Annotated in this window: 19 protein-coding genes; 10 read left to right on the top strand and 9 right to left on the bottom strand. The window is 48.3% G+C overall.

The window, feature by feature from the left end; all coding sequences use genetic code 11:
* Window positions 1–167: 167 nt before the first annotated feature.
* Window positions 168–833 (top strand): AlbA family DNA-binding domain-containing protein, encoded by a 666-nt coding sequence (locus G8759_RS03840; protein ID WP_162391888.1) that lies wholly within the window; start codon window positions 168–170, stop codon window positions 831–833.
* A gap of 57 nt (window positions 834–890) precedes the next feature.
* Here the strand turns inward: G8759_RS03840 and bioA are convergent, their stop codons facing one another.
* The 4 genes from bioA to G8759_RS03860 all read right to left on the bottom strand — a co-directional run bounded on the left by bioA (window position 891) and on the right by G8759_RS03860 (window position 5,182).
* Window positions 891–2,189: an adenosylmethionine--8-amino-7-oxononanoate transaminase gene (gene bioA / locus G8759_RS03845; RefSeq protein ID WP_167205382.1), complete on the bottom strand. Its 1,299-nt coding sequence runs from the start codon at window positions 2,187–2,189 to the stop codon at window positions 891–893.
* Entirely contained in the window at window positions 2,137–2,778 is a 642-nt protein-coding gene (gene bioD / locus G8759_RS03850) for a dethiobiotin synthase (RefSeq protein WP_167205383.1), read from the bottom strand. The genes bioA and bioD overlap by 53 nt, the downstream gene beginning before the upstream one ends.
* The gene (locus G8759_RS03855) at window positions 2,775–3,953 is read right to left on the bottom strand and encodes an aminotransferase class I/II-fold pyridoxal phosphate-dependent enzyme (protein WP_167205386.1); all 1,179 of its coding nucleotides are present in this window, start codon (window positions 3,951–3,953) and stop codon (window positions 2,775–2,777) included. The genes bioD and G8759_RS03855 overlap by 4 nt, the downstream gene beginning before the upstream one ends.
* Window positions 3,954–4,135: 182 nt before the next feature.
* A complete protein-coding gene (locus tag G8759_RS03860) occupies window positions 4,136–5,182 on the bottom strand; it encodes a zinc-binding dehydrogenase (RefSeq protein ID WP_167205388.1) in 1,047 nt (348 codons plus the stop codon).
* A gap of 87 nt (window positions 5,183–5,269) precedes the next feature.
* On the opposite strand from G8759_RS03860, the gene G8759_RS03865 reads away from it, so the two are divergent.
* The 3 genes from G8759_RS03865 (at window position 5,270) to G8759_RS03875 (ending at window position 7,241) form a co-directional block, all read left to right on the top strand.
* On the top strand, window positions 5,270–5,791 hold the full coding sequence (locus tag G8759_RS03865) for a GNAT family N-acetyltransferase (protein ID WP_167205390.1): 522 nt from the start codon (window positions 5,270–5,272) through the stop codon (window positions 5,789–5,791).
* Window positions 5,792–5,860: 69 nt separating this feature from the next.
* Window positions 5,861–6,274, top strand: coding sequence for an rRNA maturation RNase YbeY (gene ybeY, locus G8759_RS03870; protein WP_167205392.1), 414 nt, complete (start codon window positions 5,861–5,863; stop codon window positions 6,272–6,274).
* 34 nt (window positions 6,275–6,308) lie between these two features.
* The gene (locus G8759_RS03875) at window positions 6,309–7,241 is read left to right on the top strand and encodes a polysaccharide deacetylase family protein (RefSeq protein ID WP_167205394.1); all 933 of its coding nucleotides are present in this window, start codon (window positions 6,309–6,311) and stop codon (window positions 7,239–7,241) included.
* A gap of 2 nt (window positions 7,242–7,243) precedes the next feature.
* On the opposite strand, the gene G8759_RS03880 is transcribed toward G8759_RS03875, so the two are convergent.
* A complete protein-coding gene (locus G8759_RS03880; protein ID WP_167205396.1) occupies window positions 7,244–8,020 on the bottom strand; it encodes a glucose 1-dehydrogenase in 777 nt (258 codons plus the stop codon).
* A gap of 96 nt (window positions 8,021–8,116) precedes the next feature.
* Here G8759_RS03880 and G8759_RS03885 point away from each other — a divergent pair, with 96 nt between their 5' ends.
* Window positions 8,117–9,052, top strand: coding sequence for a CPBP family intramembrane glutamic endopeptidase (locus G8759_RS03885; RefSeq protein WP_167205398.1), 936 nt, complete (start codon window positions 8,117–8,119; stop codon window positions 9,050–9,052).
* A gap of 108 nt (window positions 9,053–9,160) precedes the next feature.
* On the opposite strand, the gene G8759_RS03890 is transcribed toward G8759_RS03885, so the two are convergent.
* A complete protein-coding gene (locus G8759_RS03890) occupies window positions 9,161–12,730 on the bottom strand; it encodes a DEAD/DEAH box helicase (RefSeq protein WP_167205400.1) in 3,570 nt (1,189 codons plus the stop codon).
* A gap of 721 nt (window positions 12,731–13,451) precedes the next feature.
* Between G8759_RS03890 and G8759_RS03895 the strand changes: the two genes are divergently transcribed.
* On the top strand, window positions 13,452–14,738 hold the full coding sequence (locus G8759_RS03895; RefSeq protein WP_167205402.1) for an anthranilate phosphoribosyltransferase: 1,287 nt from the start codon (window positions 13,452–13,454) through the stop codon (window positions 14,736–14,738).
* Window positions 14,739–14,919: 181 nt separating this feature from the next.
* Here the strand turns inward: G8759_RS03895 and map are convergent, their stop codons facing one another.
* Both map and G8759_RS03905 read right to left on the bottom strand, forming a co-directional pair.
* Window positions 14,920–15,681 carry a type I methionyl aminopeptidase gene (gene map, locus G8759_RS03900; protein ID WP_167205404.1) on the bottom strand — a complete coding sequence of 254 codons (762 nt, stop codon included), beginning with the start codon at window positions 15,679–15,681 and terminating at the stop codon, window positions 14,920–14,922.
* A 119-nt stretch (window positions 15,682–15,800) separates the two neighbouring features.
* Window positions 15,801–16,199, bottom strand: a complete 399-nt coding sequence (locus G8759_RS03905; RefSeq protein ID WP_167205406.1) for an OsmC family protein — start codon at window positions 16,197–16,199, stop codon at window positions 15,801–15,803.
* A 309-nt stretch (window positions 16,200–16,508) separates the two neighbouring features.
* Between G8759_RS03905 and lhgO the strand changes: the two genes are divergently transcribed.
* The 4 genes from lhgO (at window position 16,509) to G8759_RS03925 (ending at window position 19,339) form a co-directional block, all read left to right on the top strand.
* Window positions 16,509–17,705 (top strand): L-2-hydroxyglutarate oxidase, encoded by a 1,197-nt coding sequence (lhgO, locus tag G8759_RS03910; RefSeq protein WP_167205408.1) that lies wholly within the window; start codon window positions 16,509–16,511, stop codon window positions 17,703–17,705.
* Window positions 17,706–17,846: 141 nt separating this feature from the next.
* On the top strand, window positions 17,847–18,284 hold the full coding sequence (locus G8759_RS03915; RefSeq protein WP_167205411.1) for a Dps family protein: 438 nt from the start codon (window positions 17,847–17,849) through the stop codon (window positions 18,282–18,284).
* Window positions 18,285–18,389: 105 nt separating this feature from the next.
* Window positions 18,390–18,842 carry an NUDIX domain-containing protein gene (locus G8759_RS03920; RefSeq protein WP_167205413.1) on the top strand — a complete coding sequence of 151 codons (453 nt, stop codon included), beginning with the start codon at window positions 18,390–18,392 and terminating at the stop codon, window positions 18,840–18,842.
* Window positions 18,843–18,892: 50 nt separating this feature from the next.
* Entirely contained in the window at window positions 18,893–19,339 is a 447-nt protein-coding gene (locus tag G8759_RS03925; protein WP_167205415.1) for a DinB family protein, read from the top strand.
* 24 nt (window positions 19,340–19,363) lie between these two features.
* On the opposite strand, the gene G8759_RS03930 is transcribed toward G8759_RS03925, so the two are convergent.
* Window positions 19,364–20,158: a metallophosphoesterase family protein gene (locus tag G8759_RS03930; protein ID WP_167205418.1), complete on the bottom strand. Its 795-nt coding sequence runs from the start codon at window positions 20,156–20,158 to the stop codon at window positions 19,364–19,366.
* Window positions 20,159–20,236: the final 78 nt, after the last annotated feature.

Below are 20,236 nucleotides of genomic sequence, written 5' to 3' on the forward strand. Positions count from 1 at the left end.
CTACTTACTCCAGCTATCAGCTCGCCAATAACGAAGTAATAACGGTTTGTTTTATTGAAAAGTTGGGTTGACCAGACCGACTTTTTAACGAAAAATAGAGATACGTAACAACCATTTGCATGTTTCGGGAAAAGCCGTATCTTTATCCCAATTCAGTACTCAACCAGATGAACCCATCGGTTATGGACTATCAGGCGCTTAAAAACCTGGTTAGACGGGGAGAGGGTAGCAATTTAGAGTTCAAACTGAAAACGAACCATCCTGAGAAAATTATCCGGGGTGTAGTCGCTTTCGCGAATACAAACGGCGGCATCATGCTGATAGGCATTGGTGACGACAAGAAGATTGTCGGGCTGAAATACGCCGACGAGGACGAGTACCTGCTCGTTCGGGCAATCAATAAATACTGCTTCCCGCGGATTAGCTACACGATTGAGCGAGTTCAACTCTACGACGAACGCGAAGTTCTCGTGATCCGGGTACCTCCCAGCCCAACTCGCCCCCATTACATTATCCCCGATCCGGCCGAGCCCGAAAATAAAAAGGCATACGTACGTGTCGCCGATAAATCGGTTCAGGCCAGTCGCGAAGTGCGCGAGATCCTAAAGGGAGAACAGGCTGATCGTGATATTCGCTTTAGCTATGGCGATAAAGAGCATAAGCTAATGCAGCATCTCGGCGAACACAACAGCATTACAGTCGATCTGTTTGCCTCCATTGCCGGAGTTTCCCGCCGAATTGCCTCCCGAACGCTTGTTTTGCTTGTATTAGCTAACGTCCTCGAAATTCACCCGAGTGATGTGGTCGATCAATACACGACCCGATCCGTGTAGGTAACTAAAAACAAGGTCTGCGCCATTTTCTAAAGAAATGGCGCAGACCTTGTTTTATTAAAAGCTGTTTAATAGCTCTTCTATTTTCGTATAAGTATACTGTAACTGTTCATCGGTCGTACAGTATGGCGGCATCAGATAGAGTACATTACCCAGGGGGCGCATGAGCACTCCTCGATCGAGCAAAAAGTTATAGGCGCGGTCGCGAACACTGTTGAAATAAGACGTTTGCTCGCCAAGGGTTAAGTCAAAAGCGAGTAGTGTTCCACACTGTCGGATGTTAGCTATCGTTGAATACACACTCAATCGTTGGCTAAACGCTGTGTGGCTTTTGGTGATACGCTGAATACTGGCCTGCGTTTCATCCGATAATAACAGATCCATACTGGCCAGAGCCGATGCACAGGCTACAGGGTTCGCAGTAAAGGAGTGACCGTGGAAAAGGGTTTTGGTCTTATCGCTTGATAGAAACGCGTCGTAAATTGCCTGCGTACAGGTCGTTACGCCCAGTGCCATCGTTCCACCCGTTAACCCTTTCGATAGACACATCAGATCAGGCTTTTCTGGCAACTGATCGGTTGCAAACAGCTTGCCGGTTCGGCCAAAACCTGTCATTACCTCATCGGCAATAATGAGCGCCCCCTGTTGGCGGGCCATCTGAAACAAGTCGTTTAAAACGCCCGGCTCATACATAACCATGCCGCCGGACCCCTGCACCAGGGGCTCTACAATGAAAGCCGCGATCTCATCGGTGAATAACTCCTTCGCCTGCTCGATAACGGCCTCTTCCTGTCCGGCTATTGGCGCTGGCAAATACGCCACATCGAATAGAAAAGGGACAAATGGAGCGGTAAACGCACTTCTTCCGCCAACAGCCATCGCACCAAATGTATCACCGTGATACGCCCCCTCCAGTGCAACCACTTTAAATCGCGGCAGACCGAGATTATGCCAGTACTGGAATGCCATTTTCAACGCCACTTCGACGGCTGTCGATCCATTGTCAGAGTAAAAAACTTTTGACTGATTTAGTGGTAAGATCTTGAGCAGCCGCTCGGCCAGCTCGACGGCAGGCTGATGCGTAAAACCCGCAAAAATGACGTGTTCCAGCACCTGTAACTGTTCTGAAACCCGCTGGGCAATGTAGGGGTGTGCGTGGCCATGCAGATTTACCCACCACGACGCAATCATATCGAGGTATTCGCGACCGTCGGCGTCGTAGAGCACCGAGCCGTTTGCCCGCACAATCGGGATTGGTAACGGTGCCGTTTGCATTTGTGTGAATGGATGCCAGATCACAGCTTTATCGCGCTCCGATAAGCTCTGTAAACTGGTTGGCGTAGTGTCGGATAACATCCTTGGTAAGACTAGTTTCCTGTCCGATTCGGCCCAGACAGGGAATGGTTGTATAAGTCAGAATAAACGATTCGGAGGTGGTAACGGTTGGCCCGTTAAAGACGATTCCTGCAATTGGAATATTTCGGCTACGGCAGCACTCGATCGACAGTAATGTATGATTTATACTGCCCAGATAGTTGCGGGAAACCAGTATAATTGGCAGCCCAAGCCGCTGAACCAGATCAATGTTCAGCTCATGTTCGTTGAGTGGAACCATTAACCCGCCTGCCAATTCGACCACCAGCGCGTTGCTGGTCCGCGGTAACGTAATCGCGTTTAAATCGATGTGAACACCGTCCAGGTCGGCAGCTGCATGTGGTGAAAGCGGTTGCGAGAGCCGGTATGCTTCCGGATGAAACTGCGTTGTCGGGTTACTAATTAGTTGGCGAACAGTTTCTGTATCCGAATCGTCTGCGGCTCCTGATTGAACGGGTTTCCAGTAGTCGGCTTGCAAGGCTTCAACCAATATGGCTGAGACAACCGTTTTCCCGATTTCGGTACCGATACCAGCAATGATAAACTGAGCGGGTAATTGGGCTGAAATCATAGATGTACTGCGTTGGTGAGAGCCGACTGAAAGACCGAAATTAATTGATCGATCTCTTTGGTCGAGTTAAATAGATGAATACAAATTCGCAATCGCTCCTGTCCGACAGGCACTGTCGGACTCAGAATGGCTCGTACGTCGAACCCTGCCCGTTGCGCTTCGCTGGCAATATGTCGCGCATGGTCATTACCCGGCACAATCAGACCTTGTATTGGTGACGAACTACGGGTCCAGGTAGTTCCGGGTAATTGACTGGCTACACGTTGATGAAAATAACGAATTCGCTCATGTAGGCTTTTTCGGGCGTTTGCTGAAAGTTGGACAAGTTGATGGGCGCAACGGATAGCCAGTAGACTATGCGGTGGAAGCGCAGTTGTATAAATAAACGGCCGGGCAAAATTGATCAGGTAATCGCGCAGAACGGAAGATCCAACAACGGCTGCACCATGAACGCCCAATGCCTTCCCGAACGTATGCACACGAGCCAGTACCCGATCTGCCAGACCCAACGCCACCACTATACCTTCGCCATTGGGGCCGTAAACGCCGGTTGCATGGGCTTCGTCGACGATCAGAGCCGCACCATATTGCTCACACAGCGCAACGATTTCAGCTAATGGAGCCAAATCGCCATCCATTGAATAAACCGATTCTACAGCTACAAAAACCTGACCCGACTGACCTGACCTGGTTGTTTGCTGAAGTTTTGACTCAAGATCGTTGAGGTCGTTATGGAGGAAACGATGGCGAGTCGCGTAGCTGAGTCTTGCCCCGTCGATCATGCTGGCATGGACAAGTTCGTCTGTCAGTAGCGTATCATTCGCTTGTGGCAAAGAGGCAAGAAGTCCCAGATTGGCATCGTAACCCGAGTTGAAAATCAGCGCAGATTCGGTCTGATAAAAAGAGGCCAGTTTATCTTCAACAGCAGCGGCCAGGTGCGTTTGACCTGCCAGCAACCGAGAGCCGGTTGCACCCGTTCGCGCATCGGAAGCGCTGGCGTCTGCTTGCTGAATGGCTTGTTTCAAATCGGCTGATCGGGCGAATCCGAGGTAGTCATTCGAGCAAAAATCGATCAGGTTATCAGCCGTGTGGAGTTGACGCAACAAGCCATTTTGCTGCCGGATCGCCAGCCGTTCGGAGAGTGTATTTATAATGGTATGTGTCAGTTCAGACATGACCGCAAAGGTAAAGTGGGCTGGTCATACGATTGATTGTAAAATCGTAATATTCTGGAAATGTGAATAAAGTAATAGTTATCCACATTCTGTTTGTGGATAACTATTCTTAAATAGAATTATTTCGATAAAAAATAATTTAATGGCCTGACAGATGGACAAACCTTTATGCTAAATGATTGTTACTCAGTGATTTTAAGAACAAGCTTACCGAATTGTTTTCCTTCGGTCATTTTACGCATTGCCTGTTCAGTATCGGCTAACGAAAATACGTTATCGATTACTGGAACGAGTTGTTTTTCAGCAACAAATGAGATCATGTCGGCAAATTCATGTTCTGTACCCATCGTCGAACCAAAGATGCTTAGTTGTTTAAAAAAAACTTTTGCTGGTACAACATCCATGATATTCCCGGTTGTCCCCCCGTAGAACGCAATGCGTCCGCCCGGCGCAGCCACATCCACGAGTCGGGCAAATCCCGGCCCGCCGGAACTGTCGATAATCACGTCAAAATAGCCCCGGTTTATGCCGCTCTGCGGACCTTCGCCGGTTTGAGCCATGAGTGTTTTAGCCCAATTGGCCTCCCGATAGTTTACCCCTCCTTTAGCTCCCAGTTTTTTTGCCCGTTCCAGTTTCTCATCGGAGCCTGATGTTACCCAAACTTCGGCACCGGCTGCCACTGCGAACTGTAAAGCGAACAGTGCCGCACCGCCACCAATACCTGTGACCAGTACTTTTTCGGGCGTGTTGCTACCAGTTGCATGCAATCCGGCGCGGGTCATGAGTGTACGCCAGGTGGTTAGGCCCACGAGAGGAAGCGCAGCCGCCTGCTCGAATGATAGATGTGCGGGCTTATGATGAATGTATTTGGCGTCGACAACCACGTATTCGGCAAACGTACCGTTGTCGGGCATTCCCAGAATACGAAAATCCGGCCCATAGAATTTCGGGTTTGGACCCCAGTTGTGTCCACAATTGATGATAACTGCCTGACCACGCCAGACGCGGTCAACACCTTCGCCAACCTCAACCACGACACCGGCGCCATCGGAACCCAGAATGGCGGGCAATTTAATGGCAGGATACAAGCCTTCCTGAATAAATACATCACGGTGATTGAGTGCCGCAGCTTTGAGTTGAATAAGGACCTGGCCTGGCCCGGCGGTAGGTGTTGGCATATCAACATACTGGATGGGCTGGTGTATGCCGGGGAGATAAATCGCTTTCATGAGTCAAAGAGTGATTGCGTGATGAATGACTAACGTAATTCGGCCTGTCTTGCTCTTTATATTTGCTCAATTAATTCTGACTTAGTAATGATCACCTATAGGGAAGCTACTGTTGATGATGCAGAGCAGATAGCCAGACTACATAGCCTTAGCTGGCAGCAAAACTACGCAGGTATCTGGAGCGATGAATTTCTGAATGGTAATGTACTTGAAAATAGGCGACAGGTTTGGCTGGAACGACTGGGTCAACCGGCAGTTAATCAAAATGTTATCGTTGCTGAGTCAGAGGGGGTAATCTGCGGCTTTGCCTGTGCCTACGCCAACAACGACCCCCATTGGGGAACGCTACTTGATAATCTGCATGTTCGTAGGGAGCAGAAAGGACAGGGAATCGGTACAGCACTCATCAAATTGGCGGCTCGTTGGGCATACGACAAAAAACCTGATTCAGGCTTCTATTTATGGGTATTGCCCCAAAATACAAGTGCCCGAAAGTTCTATCAGAACTTAGGCGCAATAAACCACGAGCTGGTAACGCATGCCAGCCCGGACGGAGGATTTTCGGATGCTTATCGGTACGTATGGGCTGATGTGAACCAATTAATTTGATACAGATGAGGTGCATAGTAATCGTTTTTACTGGTAAAGGCGCCCCTGATTTTAAACAGTACACTACACATGATTCGGTTTTTCAACGAAGACGTTACCTATAAACTCCCACAAAAGCAGGTCATTCGCCAGTGGCTTAAGCAACAGGCCGAGCGCGAAGGCTATGCTGTAGGTGATTTAAATTATATTTTTTGCTCAGACGAGTACGTGCTTCAGGTCAATCGTGATTATCTCGAACACGACTATTACACGGATATTATCACCTTTGACCAGAGCGAAGAAGAAGGCAAAATTGAGGGTGATATTTTTATCAGCGTCGATCGGGTAGGCGATAATGCTACTCTGCTAGGTGTTCCGGCTGAGCAGGAAATGCGTCGGGTTCTGGCCCACGGCCTGCTCCATCTTTGTGGCTACGGTGATAAAACGGATGAGGAAGAAGCGCAGATGCGGGCAAAAGAGGAAGAGTGGCTACGCTATGCCTGACAATTTATTCTCCGTTTTTTCGAATATACCTACTATGCGTTTATTGACCTGCTTATTTTTCCTCCTGACCACTATTGCATCCGGTCAGAAACAGATCGCCATTACGGTCGATGATTTACCGACGGTATCCAAATATGCCACTACCCCCGAAGCACAGCAACGGCTGACCCAAAAGTTGCTCACTCACTTCTCGACCTTTCAGGTGCCCGCCATTGGTTTTGTTATTAGTGGTTTTCTGCGGACCAATGGCCAGCCAGATTCCCTCAACGTTGCGCTCATAACCATGTGGCTGGATGCGGGCCTGGAACTCGGAAATCATACATTCGCTCATAAAGATTACAATCTCGTTTCGTTTGACGAGCTTAAAGCTGACGTGATTGGTGGTGAGCAGGTTGTGAAAGGCCTGGTTCAAAAACGCGGCAAATCGTTCCGTTATTTCAGGCATCCCTATTTGCGCAGGGGCGATACGCCCGCTAAGAAAGACTCACTTGAAGCGTTTTTGCGCCAGCGCGGATACCGGGAAGCGCCCGTTACCATCGATAATTCGGATTGGTTATTTTCGCGTGCCTACGACCATGCACTGATACTGAATGATACGGTGCTGGCGGCTAATGTTGGTAAACGCTATGTCGAGTATATGGGCAATTGCATCGCCTATTACGAAGCGCAAAGTGATTCGCTTTTTGGACGGCCGATTGCTCAAACAATACTCCTTCATGCCAACACCATCAATGCCGATTATCTGGATGATTTACTGACTGTACTCAAACAGCGCGGCTATTCATTTGTATCGCTGGATAAAGCCCTGACGGACGAAGCCTATCAGACGGTCGATCGGTTTAGCGGGAAGGGCGGCATTTCGTGGCTGCACCGCTGGGCGCTGACAAAGGGCAAAAAAGGCTCTTTTTTCAAAGGAGAACCCGAAGTGCCCGCGATGATTGATGAACTGGCGAACCGGAAACTGTGAGATTATCCAGCGGTCAATCCGCCATCCATCTGAAGAGCCTGGCCGGTATAAAGAGCGTTTTCTTCGGCGCAGAGCCATAAAATGGCCTGGGCGATTTCTTCCGGTTTACCTAAACGTCCAATTGGAATAACACGGCGCATCCGTTCTTCCATGATGGGCGCTGCCAGGATAAGCTCGTCAACCAGCGCCGAATGCGTGTAGACCGGGCAAACGGCATTGATCCGAATATTTTTTTTCGCATATTCCAGAGCAGCGGTTTTTGTCAGGCCTATAACAGCATGCTTCGATGCACTATAGGGTGCGCCCATCGCCATGCCCCGGACGCCCGCAATACTGGATACATTAACAATTTTTCCCCGATCAGAATGGTCATTTTCTGGTTGGTTCAGCATCTGCCTGATTTGCGCCTGCATGCCATAGAAAACACCGCCGACGTTAACGGCCATAATTTGGTTAAAATCGTCGGAAGTTTGGTCAAGAAGCCGGGCAAATCGTCCGCCAATACCTGCATTGTTAATGCCAATGTCTAGCCGTCCATATACCTTGACCGTTTGCTGAATGGCCGCTTCAATTTGAGCCGGATCGGCAACATTACAGGTTATAAAAAGCGCATCGACGCCGGTTTCCCTGATAAGCTGAACTGTTTCGTGGCCGTTGGTTTCGTTGATGTCTGCTACTATAACCTGCGCTCCGGCCTTTGCAAATGCCAGCGCTGTTGCCCGGCCAATGCCTGAACCTGCACCCGTGATAAATGCTACCTGATTGACAAAATTTGACATATATTGCTGAGCTATGAAGTCGAAAGACGTGCCGAAAATAACCCTATTTTGCAGTCTATTCGTAGATCATTCACTAATTCCTGCCATTCCTGCTCAGTGAAAACCCTCTGGCGCGATCTTCGTGATCATCTCCGCACCGACTTTCGGCCCGACCTCTATCTGTCTATAGCACTTTGGGCCGCTTTACTATTGACCGTTAATTATTATGTTGATCTCGAAGATTCGTACATCGATACGTTTCAGGGTGATCCACGCTGGCCAGTGATGTACTTCGCCCTATATGCCACGACCTACTACGTTAGTGTCTGGCTCTGGGCCCATTTTCACCATCGCCCCGACATCTGGCGAAACCGCGAATTCTGGCTTCGAAGCGGCTGGGCACTCCTTTGTTATTCGGCTTACTCAGGATTTTATGCCCACAGCGAATGGAGTCGTCAGCTTTTCGACGGGCAGATTTATGTTTTTGCGTATTACTGCCTGCATAACCTGCAATCGGCGCTCACGATTGTATTGCCGCTTTATGTGTTTTATAAACTCATAGATCCGTATCCGAGCAGCTTCTATGGCATGGCTCCGAAGCGAAAAGGGTTGATTCTGTACGCCATTCTGCTGGGATTGATGATACCGCTCATTACACTGGCGTCCTTTCAACCGGATTTTCTGGCATCGTATCCAACTTATCACGACACCAATGCCAACGAGTTTTTCGACGTGCCCGAATGGGTCACGGCTCTGGTTTATGAACTCTGCTATGGTTGGGATTTCGTTCCGACTGAACTGCTGTTCCGGGGATTTCTGGTCATCGGTATGAGTCGCGTATTGGGGCGCGGGGCCGTCTTGCCTATGATTGTCTGGTATTGTGCCATTCATTTTGGCCGACCGTTGGGGGAGGCAATTTCTTCCCTGTTTGGTGGTTATCTGTTGGGTGTTCTGGCGCTAAGTACCCGGAGTATTTGGGGTGGTTTGCTCATTCATATCGGCATCGCATGGGGCATGGAGATTGCCGCTTTTTTGCAGCGGGCGGGGAATTAATAGAAAAATTGTTCACGCATAATTTTGCCACTCTGTCATTCAGATGCATTTATACCGTGAATTATCGATGATTCACGGTATAAACGCATCCAATTTGCTATTTGAAATTTACCCCAGCATCACCAATTCTTTCAGTTCTGCATCACTCAGATCGCCCAGCCAGGTTTCGCCGGTCTGGACACTCAGGTTTGCCAGTTCGCGTTTCGAACGGATCATCGCGTCGATTTTTTCTTCGAGCGTTCCTTGGTTCATAAGCCGGTAAACCAGTACATTTTTGGTCTGGCCGATGCGGAAGGCGCGATCAGTGGCTTGAGCCTCAACGGCCGGATTCCACCATAAATCATAATGGATGACGTGGTTCGCCTGTGTCAGGTTCAGACCCGTACCACCTGCTTTGAGTGATAGAATAAACGTGTGATCGCTGCGGTTACGCTGGAATTGCTCTACCATCTGATCCCGCTCTGATCGGGAAGAGCCGCCGTGCAGAAATAAGGGTTGTGTACCAAACGTCTGCTGGATGAACTGCTGAAGTAGTTCGCCCATCTCGCGGTACTGCGTGAAAATCAATACTTTTTCGTGGCTGGCATAGATGTTTTCCAGCAGATTGAGCAATAACGTAGCCTTGCCCGACAGTGCAGGCGAAGGACCAGTGCCCCGGCTATTGCCTCGTTTAAGGTATTGGTAGGGATGGTTTCCAATTTGCTTCAGAGCTGTCATTAGCTTCAATACCAGACCACGACGCGCAATGCCATCCTTTTCCTCAATAGCCCGCAGACTCTCCTGTACTACGCTTTCATAGAGCGCTGCCTGTTCGGTTGTGAGGGAGCAGAACTGATCGTTCTCAATTTTGTCGGGTAGGTCGCTAATGATGCTGCGATCTGTTTTGATACGACGGAGCAGGAAAGGGCTCGTTACACGCCGGAATAGATCGAGTTTCTGGTGGTCACGTTCCTGCTGAATGGGTTTCCCGAAATCCTCATTGAATTTACCTAGCCCTCCCAGATACCCTTTGTTTACGAAGTCCATGATACTCCAGAATTCCGACAAACGGTTTTCAACGGGTGTACCACTGAGCGCAATTCGGATAGGGGCTTTCAGTGCTTTTACGGCCTTCGTTTGTTCTGTGTCCGGATTTTTGATGTTCTGAGCCTCATCGATGACGACGGTTGCCCATGTCAATTTCTTGAGCGTATCAAGGTCAGATCGGACTACACCATAAGTCGTTAACAGCAAATCATAATCATCGGCTTTAGTGGTAGTAGCTGGTAGTTTTCGATTGGCGCCATGATAGACTCGTGCTTTTAGATCGGGGGCGAATCGGGCAATCTCTTTCTGCCAGTTGGTAAGTAGCGTCGTGGGCAGCACAACCAGCCCTTTTTGCTTCTTAAAGCGCCCTTCCTGCTTAAATTTCAACAGGAGTGCAATGATCTGGAGCGTTTTCCCCAGGCCCATATCATCGGCCAGCAGGCTGCCCATACCCAGGGTTGTATTTTTAAGAAGCCAGTCATAGCCACGCTGCTGATAGGGGCGAAGGATAGCATTCAGCGCTTCGGGCAACGGTTGTGCTTCACTGTCCGTAAACTGCTTGACCAGCTTGCGAACCTCGGCAGTTAGCCCGATTCGGGCGCCTTTGTATTCTTCTGCCAGCGCTGCTTTAAGCAGGTCAGAGCCGGTCAACTCAGGCGGATTTTCGAGTTGTTTATACAGTTTAGTAAGCTCAGCGGGGTCGATCAGTACATATTGATCTTTAATTTTAACAAGGCCTTTCGAGGTGCTAACTAATTTCTGGAACTCGTTGACACCCACCATCTCATCGCCAAGAGCAACCTGCCAGTCAAACATGAGCATGTCTTCCAGCCGCATGAAGGCATTTTTATCCGTGACTTTGGCTTTCAACCGGGCACCTACCTGCGGTCTGACCCAGTGTTGAAGCGACTTGGGCAACCAGAGTGCAATGCCAAGTAGTTGCATGCGGGGAAGGGTTTCCAGCAGAACCTTCACAAACTCATCGGGCGAGTACGACAGGTAAGCAGGGCCTCCCATTTTCGTCAGTTTTGCCAGATCAGGAAAGTGTCGCGACAGCACTAGTAAATCCTGTAATACGGCCATCCGAATTCGTTCATGTTTCTTTTTCGTAAGCAGTTCTGGCAGCGGAATGGGTTGTTCTGGGGCTGCGGTTGTATTCACTTCTTCGCGGTCACGAATGAGTAGACTCAACCGGAATTCATCGCCCCATTCGCTGTCTTCAACGGCCAGAATGGGAACAAATCGTTTGTGGGTCAGAAAGAAATCATTGAGCCAAAGTTGTATGGCTAATGGCATTTCTTTTCGACCAAAGCCCTCGAAACGTAGGGTTTCAACCCCAAAAAACAGTCGGTCAGCATCTTCCAGGGGCCAACGCTCCCAGAGTTCGATCGTACTCGGTTTGATTACCCGACGCAGAAAAAGTGAGCATAACGTCAATATCTGTTGATCGTCGGGCAGGGCCAGCCATTCTTTTTGCCAACGTACCGTCAGTAACGTTGGTGGAATTTGGGTTGCCAGTTGACTGGTCAGGTCTTTAATCGTTTCGTTGAGCATGGCTGGTAGCCATCGTACCCGATACTGATCTTCAGTTGGCCCTACCTTCAGCAGTTGCGGCACTACAGCACCCCGGCGGAGCAAGGCAGCCGAAAATTGCTGAGTCAGGTACAAGGCTCTTACCGAATCACTCATCTCGGGCCAGTCGGCTTCGGTGAGCCGGTCGAGCCAGCTAGTCAGGTCACCCATGGCAAAGCCCGCAATGGAGCGCGGTTCGCCGTGTTCGCTGAACATGCTGATTTTTTTGACCTTCATGACCTCATCGAGTTGCAGCTCAATGCTATCGCTCGGGTCAGGATGAGGTTCATCGTCTGGAAGGGGCTGTAGTAAAGACTTCTCCAGAAGTGGTTTGCTGAAGAGTCTGTACGCTTTGGACAGCGACTTATGGAAGTCACTCTTTGTAAACGTAACATCGGTTGATAATAAACCCAGCAACTGGTCGGCCAAAGGAGGGATGGTCGCAAAATCAAGTCCGGCCCGGATTTTATCGTCGGGATGCCAGTCTTCGTCGTCGGGCAACTCATCGGTACCTATTTCCCGAAACGAGATAACCGTATTCATGCTGCCAGTAACAGAATCCGGCTGCCCTTTCTGTAATTCGGCCAGAATATCGAGTCCTTTCAGCAGAAAAACCTGAAATGGATTGCGGTCAATTTCGTTGGCCACCACATAAATGACAGCCGCAAGATGTTTGCAGGGAACGGCTTCATCAGGGCAGGAGCAGCCCATAATCAAATCCCGGAATGAGTGCGGAAACAGCTGTGTTCCCTGCCGATTTGCAAATTCGATCAGTTCGGGTGGGAGCTGCCGATTTAAGAGTTGAGCCAATATGGCCGGGTTTTCCCGGATTTCGGTCAGCAAACTTTCTTTTTCGGCTTCAGTAAACAATTGCACGGTCAGCTTGGTCCGATAAGGACGAGGAGCCGACCCTTTAATGGAAGCTGAGATCTGATTAGTAGAAATAGTTAATCCCTGTACAGCTCCTTTATTGGCATACGTTTTGCCCCGTGGTAGCCGATTGGCCATGTCAATGCTTGTCAGGGCGTTGAGCCATTGCTGTCCCCACCACGTTTTGCCGTAGGTGATGCGTTCCGCCATCTATACCGAAAAGTGATTTAGGTGTAAAAATAGGTGGTTTGCCTTCTGGCAAGTGTGCCCATCAAAAATTCACAACCAGGAATTTTAGAATGGGCTATAACCGGGTATTTGATTCAGCCCTGTTATGTCAAACGATAACGAATTATGGGTCGAAGCTAGTGTTTTCGGACGCAGCCAGCCGGATTACCACCTGTACTCTAACGGTTGATACCCCAAAGTAGTTTGAATAAGGTAATTGTTAATGGACGCATTTTGAACAAATAAATAATGTAATTGATAAAATTCTGATAAATAATGTGAAATCAAAATAATGTATATTATTTATTAGGAAATGCATGTTGTAAATTTTGAGTGTATGTCATAATGTTGTAAACTTGTTTAACCAAGAGCTATGAAAGCTGCCTATTTTCTGATGCGGATAGCCAGAACAACGAACAAAATCCAGCGGTAAGCAATGACAGATTTTGTTGGCCAGTTGCTAAGAAATACCACTTTCCAGCTGCTAACGCAGTTATATCCTGGTATAAAGTATCTGGTTTGTTAGTAATAAAATTGACCAGATATCCTTTATGTCTAATCACTTTAATGCTATGCGATTACAAACTATAAAGGAAGCGAAGTGGCCTATTCATAGCTATAGCTCACAATTTGCCCAGGAATAAGTAGTTCATTACTTCCCGCTTACTTTTACGTATATACCTTTTCCCTCCCTATATCGCTCATGTCAATCGTTAATCTGGCTTTAGACGCGCCCGTCGACACGGCACTTGGTCGAGGTATCAAGCACATTGGCATTGGCAAGTACGGCAGTAAGCCGCTTACGCCTGAGTTGCTGGCCGAATGTCGTGCTGCGCTGGAAGATCCAATGTCGCATCCGCTTCAACGGGGGGCTTTTCTGGGCGCATTGATCGCGAAAGGACCGACTAAGGAAGAAATGGCGCTGGAGGAGGTAATTGGCAAGGGCGCGTTTTCACATCCCACTTTTTTTATCAATAAGGTTTGCCCTGATTTGCCGGTTGGCTTGCATCCGATTGCCACTAAGTTAGTAAGAGGCCACAATTTACAGGTAAGTGAAGCGCATCAGTTAGGTGATTATCTGTTTAGTGATGGTGCCGATGCGGATACAGATTGTGAAACGTTTCGGGGGCTGGCAGCGAGTATCATGCGGGTCAGGCACGAAACCAACGAAGAATATCATGGTCTGATGAAGGCTGCTGAGCGTACATTTTCGCCCGGTTTTGGCCCAATTAGTTGTGCCGATCGACCCCTAGTTCAGCTTGCCGAACCTTTTGATGGCGTTGATAACAGCTACCTGATAACACCGTTGCTGGCGCAGTTTTTTCAGAAGCGGGGGTATGGAGCCGTTTCGATGGTTGGGCGTTCGGGTGGCCCGAAATTTACGCTGAATGCCCTTGATTTATACATGCATCTTGGGTGCCAGTTTTTACAAAGTAATCATGAACTCGATACACCTTTGGAGCGATATGGCTGGGTACTCGACCAGAAAGCGCTTTCGCCTGCCCTTAATCGGTGGGTCGATCGGCGGCAGACCATCATAAAACGCCCATTTCTGGCCACACTTGAAAAAGTGCTGAACCCTTGCCACGCACAAATTCTGGTGACGTCGGTATTTCATATCACCTACCAGATGAAGATGGCCGAACTTGCTTTAATGGCCGGATTTGACGCTGCTATTGTTCTTAAACGGGGTCTGGAAGGAAGCCTTGCTCCGTCGACCAGTCGATCAAGCGGTATTTTGTGTGCCGTCAGGACGCCACGAGGACATCTGTTTTATCAGCATTTTGAGGGGGAGTCACCTGTATTTGCCCCTTTTCGTACAGAAAGTGATGCCCAATACGAACAACCGCTGGCATCCGACAATGCCCGCCTGGTTCGGGCATTCATGACCGAAGGCCATACGGCTAATAATGATTTTGATAACCGGGTTCAGTTTGCCCACGCACTCTACGGTCGTGGCCTGGATTGGGTAGAAGGACAACTAAAGTGACCGGGGCCTACTAATCGAGCTGTTGCAAAAGTCAATGTGGACTAAACAGGCTACCATTTTGCATTGCCCATGATAATCAACATCGTTTTATACTGGTCAGCTGATAGACTGATTCGTTGTGTCTTTGACTTTTGTAACCACCACTGTCTTTAGCGCAATTGATGCTGAAAGGATCGGGATGCTAATTCCATAATTGATTTGCGGCAGTCAGAATGATCGGGTGCTTATCGGTAACGACAATGGTGTGTTCATGCTGTACCGCAAAACTGTCCTTAGCGATTAGCGTCCATCCATCTCCCTTCTCGTGTGCATACGTGGCTTTAGTGGATAAAAACGTTTCAATGGCCACAACCGAGTTCTTTCTGAACCGATCTTTGTTGGACCGATCATAATAGCAAAGAATCTCATGCGGCTCTTCATGCAAGCTCCGGCCTACGCCATGCCCGGCCAGATTCTTGATGACCCGATAGCCATTTCGTTTGGCTTCGGTTTCAATAAAGCGTCCAATTGCAGCGATTTGTACACCCCCTCGGATCTGGCTAATAGCTTTGGCCAGAATTCGCTTCGACGCTTCCACCAGGGCACTATGTTGATGAATATCCTGCCCCAACACAAAGGAACCGCCATTATCTGACCAATAACCATTTAGTTCAGCCGATACATCGATATTGACCAGATCTCCTTCCTGAAGGATTCGTTTCGCTGATGGAATACCATGACAAACTTCCTCATTCAAGCTGATGCAGGTCCAGCCCGGAAAGCCATAGGTGAGTTTAGGGGCCGATCGGGCACCGTGCTGTTCCAGAAGTTGTCGACCGTATTGATCCAGATCAAGCGTCGACATGCCTGGGCGGGCATATTGTTGCATAAGGTTAAGAGTTGACCCGACAATCTGGCTAATATGCTGCATACCGATCAGGTCCTCCTCAGATTTCAATGACATAACTTTATTCTTTTAGTTCTATAATCGGTATGTATAGCGCAAAAGTTCTGATAAGTGTCTGTTAGCTTACCAATGTAGGACAATTTTAGGACAGGTTCTGACTTTTGCAACCGCCTACCTTATGTCGTCAACGTAATGCTCAGACCTTTCCTAAGGGTATTATGCACTTCTGCGATTCGGTCAGTATATAGAATCAATTCTTCGATTTCAGCTGGTGGTGCCTCTGACACTACATTGGCTTTATACGTAAAATTTGATCCGGGCTCTCCTTCGGCACCGAATTCACCTGTAACCAGGACTTCTACCCCCGAAACGGCTATGTTTCTCTTGCCTGCCTCCCGATAGATGTCGTTGCAGAAGCAGGTAGCCAATGACAGCAGCAGCAGTTCCCCGCCATTTATAGATGATCCAAAACCAGATGATTTTGTCGAAATCTGTATGGTTGTTGCCGATTCATTTGTCTGTACTACGGTTTCCTGATGATTAAACGTACTTTTTATACTGGCCGAAATTTTCATGCTAGTGAAGGGAATGTTTCCAACAGGTTGTCCATGATGCCCGGGGATGGCATTATCGCTGCTATCTATCACGGTAAGTCTTCTACCAAAGATAAATAGAATTGTCAATGTTCGATCGTTGCTTCAGGATACTCAACTGCTCATTCTAACGGTATTGGAGTCAATCTTAGCACTTGACAAGCGTAACACGCCAGTCAAATCAGGGCGAAAGCAATGGGGAGGCTGTACCGGAATTTTCGTTGTGGCCGTTTTTTAGCGATAAACTGTCGTTACGCTGTACCTTTGCGGCTGGCAATTAGCCATTTTGGCATGACAGACGTAGTAATTATTGGCGGTGGCATTGTGGGATTAGCCACAGCTCTGCAACTAAAACAGCAACGACCTGAACTGAAGGTCATTTTGATTGAGAAAGAACCGGCTGTTGCCCGGCACCAGACCGGACACAATAGCGGAGTAATTCACTCCGGATTGTATTATAAACCGGGAAGCCTGAAAGCTACCAATTGCATTAACGGCTATCATATGCTGATTGACTTCTGCGATGCTGAGGGCATTTCCTATGACCTCTGTGGGAAAATCGTGGTGGCTACAAAGCAGGAGGAACTCCCTCAGTTAGATACGCTCTATGATCGAGGTCAGCGCAATGGCCTGACCGGTTTAAAACGGCTATCGCTGCCCGAGATGCGTGAAATTGAGCCGCATGTTAATGGTGTTGCGGGTATGTTTGTCCCACAAACGGGCATTATTGACTATAAACAGGTATCTGACAAATACGCTGAGAAATTTCAGGCATTAGGGGGCGAAATTCGTCTTTCAGAACGCGTGGAGCAGGTGACACCTGGCACTAGCCTGAGTATTGTAGTGACCAATAAAAACCGCTATGAGACAAAACTTGTGGTCAATTGCGCCGGCCTGTATTCCGATAAAATTGCCCAGCTAACGCAGCGGGAACCCGTTGACGTGCGTATAGTGCCATTCCGGGGCGAGTATTACAAGATTCGGCCCGAGAAACAGTATCTGGTTAAAAATCTGATCTATCCCGTCCCGGATCCGAATTTCCCATTCCTTGGCGTTCACTTTACCCGAATGATTCATGGGGGCATAGAGGCAGGGCCAAATGCGGTGCTGGCTTTCCAGCGTGAAGGCTACACAAAGTCAGCTATAAACCTGAAAGAGCTATTTGAAACGCTGGCCTGGCCGGGTTTTCAGAAGGTAGCGGCCAAATACTGGCAAACCGGTCTGGGAGAAATGTATCGTTCGTTCTCGAAATCAGCTTTTACAAAAGCCTTGCAGGAGTTGATACCCGAAGTTCAGGAAACCGATCTCGAAGAGGGTGGTGCGGGTGTTCGCGCACAGGCGTGTGATCGAACGGGCGGTCTACTCGACGATTTTGCTATTCTGGAAAGCGATAAGGCGATCAATGTGGTCAATGCACCTTCGCCAGCTGCCACGTCGTCACTGTCGATCGGCAAAACCGTATCGGAGAAAGTATTAGCCCGTTTTTAAGTGATCTTGGCGAACAATCGGATATAAATAAGGTTTCTCTGAGGAAAGAATTTCGACTTAAACGAACTGAATCATGAGTCCTATAAACCAGAATGAAGCGCTGGATACCCCTCTGATCTAAAAGAGAAAGGTAGAGAGAAAGTGGCCGAATCGCTGAATCGTCTTGTTGCTGATGCCTTTGCGCTGTATATAAAAACCAAGAATTTTCATTGGCATATGTCCGGGCGTCATTTCCGCGATTACCATCTGTTGCTGGACGAACAGGCCGACCAGATTTTTGCGACGATTGATCCGCTGGCCGAACGCGTTCGGAAAATTGGCGGCAACACCATTCGATCCGTAGCCCACATTGCACAGCTACAACGTGTAAAAGACAACGATGAAGATTTCGTAGCTCCGAAAGATATGCTCACGGATCTGATTGTCGAGAACAAAAAGATGGCTAAAAACATGCGTGATGCCCATACAATTGCCGATGATGCGGAAGATGTAGCGACAGCAAGCCTGCTTGAAGTTTACATCGACGAAACCGAACGTCGTACCTGGTTCCTGTTCGAAACAACGCGGGATCTGAACTAAACTCCAAACCTTATTGGTCTTTTAGACCCTACTCGGTTTTTTACAGCGGTCGTCTTTTCCAGCAGCAAATTGGGAAAGACGACCGCTCTTTTATAAGTTGCCTTCATGAAAGTTCGCCCGTCTGCTCTTATCTGGCGTCAGAACGCCAATCAAACCGAAGTGCTATTGATGCGCTACAATTATGGCGGTCAGGATGTGTATGCATTGCCAGGAGGAAATCCTGACCGGGGTGAGATCCTGCCCAGGACCGTTATTCGCGAACTTCGGGAGGAGTTAGGCGTTTCGGTTGATGTCGGCGAGATGATTCTGGCTGGCGAAATGCTATTGTCAGAACGAAATGACGATGTTTTGCATGTTGTTTTCGCGGCCCGAAACCTCCAAGGAGAGCCAGTGCTAAATCCGGCTGAAACAACCGCGCTCGAATTAGTCTGGAAACCGATAGCGGAGTTGGAGCAATTGAATCTATACCCCAATATTGGCAAAAAGATTCGACCGTGGTTTAGTTCGGCAACCTATCTGGGCTACGTCGGGCGAATTGAACAGCAGTATTTTGGCTAGCGAAACCCGCTTATTTGTAGTCGTTTGAAAGAACATCATACATCCATCCCATGCTTGTACAAATTCTGAAAACCTTATTTAACAGAGACCTGAATCGGTTAAAGCAGGAAATTAGCGCCTATCAGAACGAGGAAGTAATCTGGCATATCGAACGGGGAATTGCTAATTCGGCCGGTAATCTTTGTCTGCATCTGGTCGGCAATTTAAATACCTATATCGGAGCCGAACTGGGAAAAACGGGTTATATCCGCCACCGTGAACTGGAGTTCTCGCTTAAAGACATTCCTAAAGCAGCGCTTATAAAAAAAGTTGAGGAAACCATTACAGTCGTTAATGACGCACTGGATGCACTCTTAGACGAGAAGCTTGACGAAGAATACCCGATGCTGGTTTTTGAAACGAAAACAACAACCGGCTATTTTTTGGTACATCTGGCAACGCACCTGACCTATCACCTTGGTCAGATTAATTACCATCGGCGATTGATGGATGTATAAGCAACTGGAAAAGAATTCGTGAGCTTATGCATAGCTGGTAAACTTCTGCAATTTTTTTTCTAAGAAGTCCGCGTAAAAATCAGGGATAGGACTTGAATAGATTCCCTCGATAGTCTGCTGAATAGGATAGCTAACGTTGATAAGATCAAACGTGAGGGAATCCGGCCCAAAAGCCAACTGTTCACCCGAAACGGTCATGATCAGATAGGTTGCAAACGGATTTGCCTCTTTTGAACGACCCACCGACCCACAATTTATGGCCACCTTCGCTGGGCGCTTATCGGACGAAACCGGCAGAAAGCGTATGTATGATTGATGCGTATGGCCCATTAGCAGTACATCCGCCTTTTTCTCATCCATCATCGCTTCCAGATCGGCCAGGTCATGTGTTTCATAGATGTATTCATCAATTGATCGCGTACTGGCGTGTACCAGAAGGACATTGACAGCCAGGTCTGCAAACGAAAAGGACAATTGAAACTGCCGGGGAAGGCTAGTCAGAAAATCTTTATTCTCCTGGCTAATGGCCCAACGGGTATAATCAATAGCTTTTACTCGGGCTTCCGTTTCGGTCAAATTATGCTTTGCCAGTGAAACTACAGGGTGATCGAAGGCAATTCGTTCATCGTGATTACCCATCAGAGTTGGGATGCGATACTGCCGGATCAATTCTATTACTTCGTTCGGCCAGGGGGCAAAATCAACCAGGTCACCGAGGCAAAATACCTGATCTACATTCCGATCATCGATGTCTTTCAATACTGCTTTTAAAGCGGGTAGATTAGCGTGAACATCACTTAGGATAGCTATTCTCAACATAAACGGCTTACTGGAATGGGAAATCAGCTCTGCGGTTACCAGAGCGAATCATTGGCTATGATACTTGATAAATCCATT

The sequence above is a fragment of the Spirosoma aureum genome (assembly GCF_011604685.1).
Taxonomy (GTDB): Bacteria; Bacteroidota; Bacteroidia; order Cytophagales; family Spirosomataceae; genus Spirosoma; species Spirosoma aureum.

Coding starts and splice junctions, on each gene's coding strand:
- ybeY (WP_167205392.1), top strand. CDS start 5,861: ATGATTCGGTTTTTCAACGAAGACGTTACCTATAAACTCCCACAAAAG.
- bioD (WP_167205383.1), bottom strand. CDS start 2,778: ATGATTTCAGCCCAATTACCCGCTCAGTTTATCATTGCTGGTATCGGT.
- G8759_RS03865 (WP_167205390.1), top strand. CDS start 5,270: ATGATCACCTATAGGGAAGCTACTGTTGATGATGCAGAGCAGATAGCC.
- G8759_RS03920 (WP_167205413.1), top strand. CDS start 18,390: ATGAAAGTTCGCCCGTCTGCTCTTATCTGGCGTCAGAACGCCAATCAA.
- G8759_RS03840 (WP_162391888.1), top strand. CDS start 168: ATGAACCCATCGGTTATGGACTATCAGGCGCTTAAAAACCTGGTTAGA.
- bioA (WP_167205382.1), bottom strand. CDS start 2,189: ATGTTATCCGACACTACGCCAACCAGTTTACAGAGCTTATCGGAGCGC.
- G8759_RS03890 (WP_167205400.1), bottom strand. CDS start 12,730: ATGGCGGAACGCATCACCTACGGCAAAACGTGGTGGGGACAGCAATGG.
- G8759_RS03860 (WP_167205388.1), bottom strand. CDS start 5,182: ATGAAAGCGATTTATCTCCCCGGCATACACCAGCCCATCCAGTATGTT.
- G8759_RS03855 (WP_167205386.1), bottom strand. CDS start 3,953: ATGTCTGAACTGACACATACCATTATAAATACACTCTCCGAACGGCTG.
- G8759_RS03875 (WP_167205394.1), top strand. CDS start 6,309: ATGCGTTTATTGACCTGCTTATTTTTCCTCCTGACCACTATTGCATCC.
- G8759_RS03880 (WP_167205396.1), bottom strand. CDS start 8,020: ATGTCAAATTTTGTCAATCAGGTAGCATTTATCACGGGTGCAGGTTCA.
- lhgO (WP_167205408.1), top strand. CDS start 16,509: ATGACAGACGTAGTAATTATTGGCGGTGGCATTGTGGGATTAGCCACA.
- G8759_RS03930 (WP_167205418.1), bottom strand. CDS start 20,158: ATGTTGAGAATAGCTATCCTAAGTGATGTTCACGCTAATCTACCCGCT.
- G8759_RS03895 (WP_167205402.1), top strand. CDS start 13,452: ATGTCAATCGTTAATCTGGCTTTAGACGCGCCCGTCGACACGGCACTT.
- G8759_RS03925 (WP_167205415.1), top strand. CDS start 18,893: ATGCTTGTACAAATTCTGAAAACCTTATTTAACAGAGACCTGAATCGG.
- map (WP_167205404.1), bottom strand. CDS start 15,681: ATGTCATTGAAATCTGAGGAGGACCTGATCGGTATGCAGCATATTAGC.
- G8759_RS03905 (WP_167205406.1), bottom strand. CDS start 16,199: ATGAAAATTTCGGCCAGTATAAAAAGTACGTTTAATCATCAGGAAACC.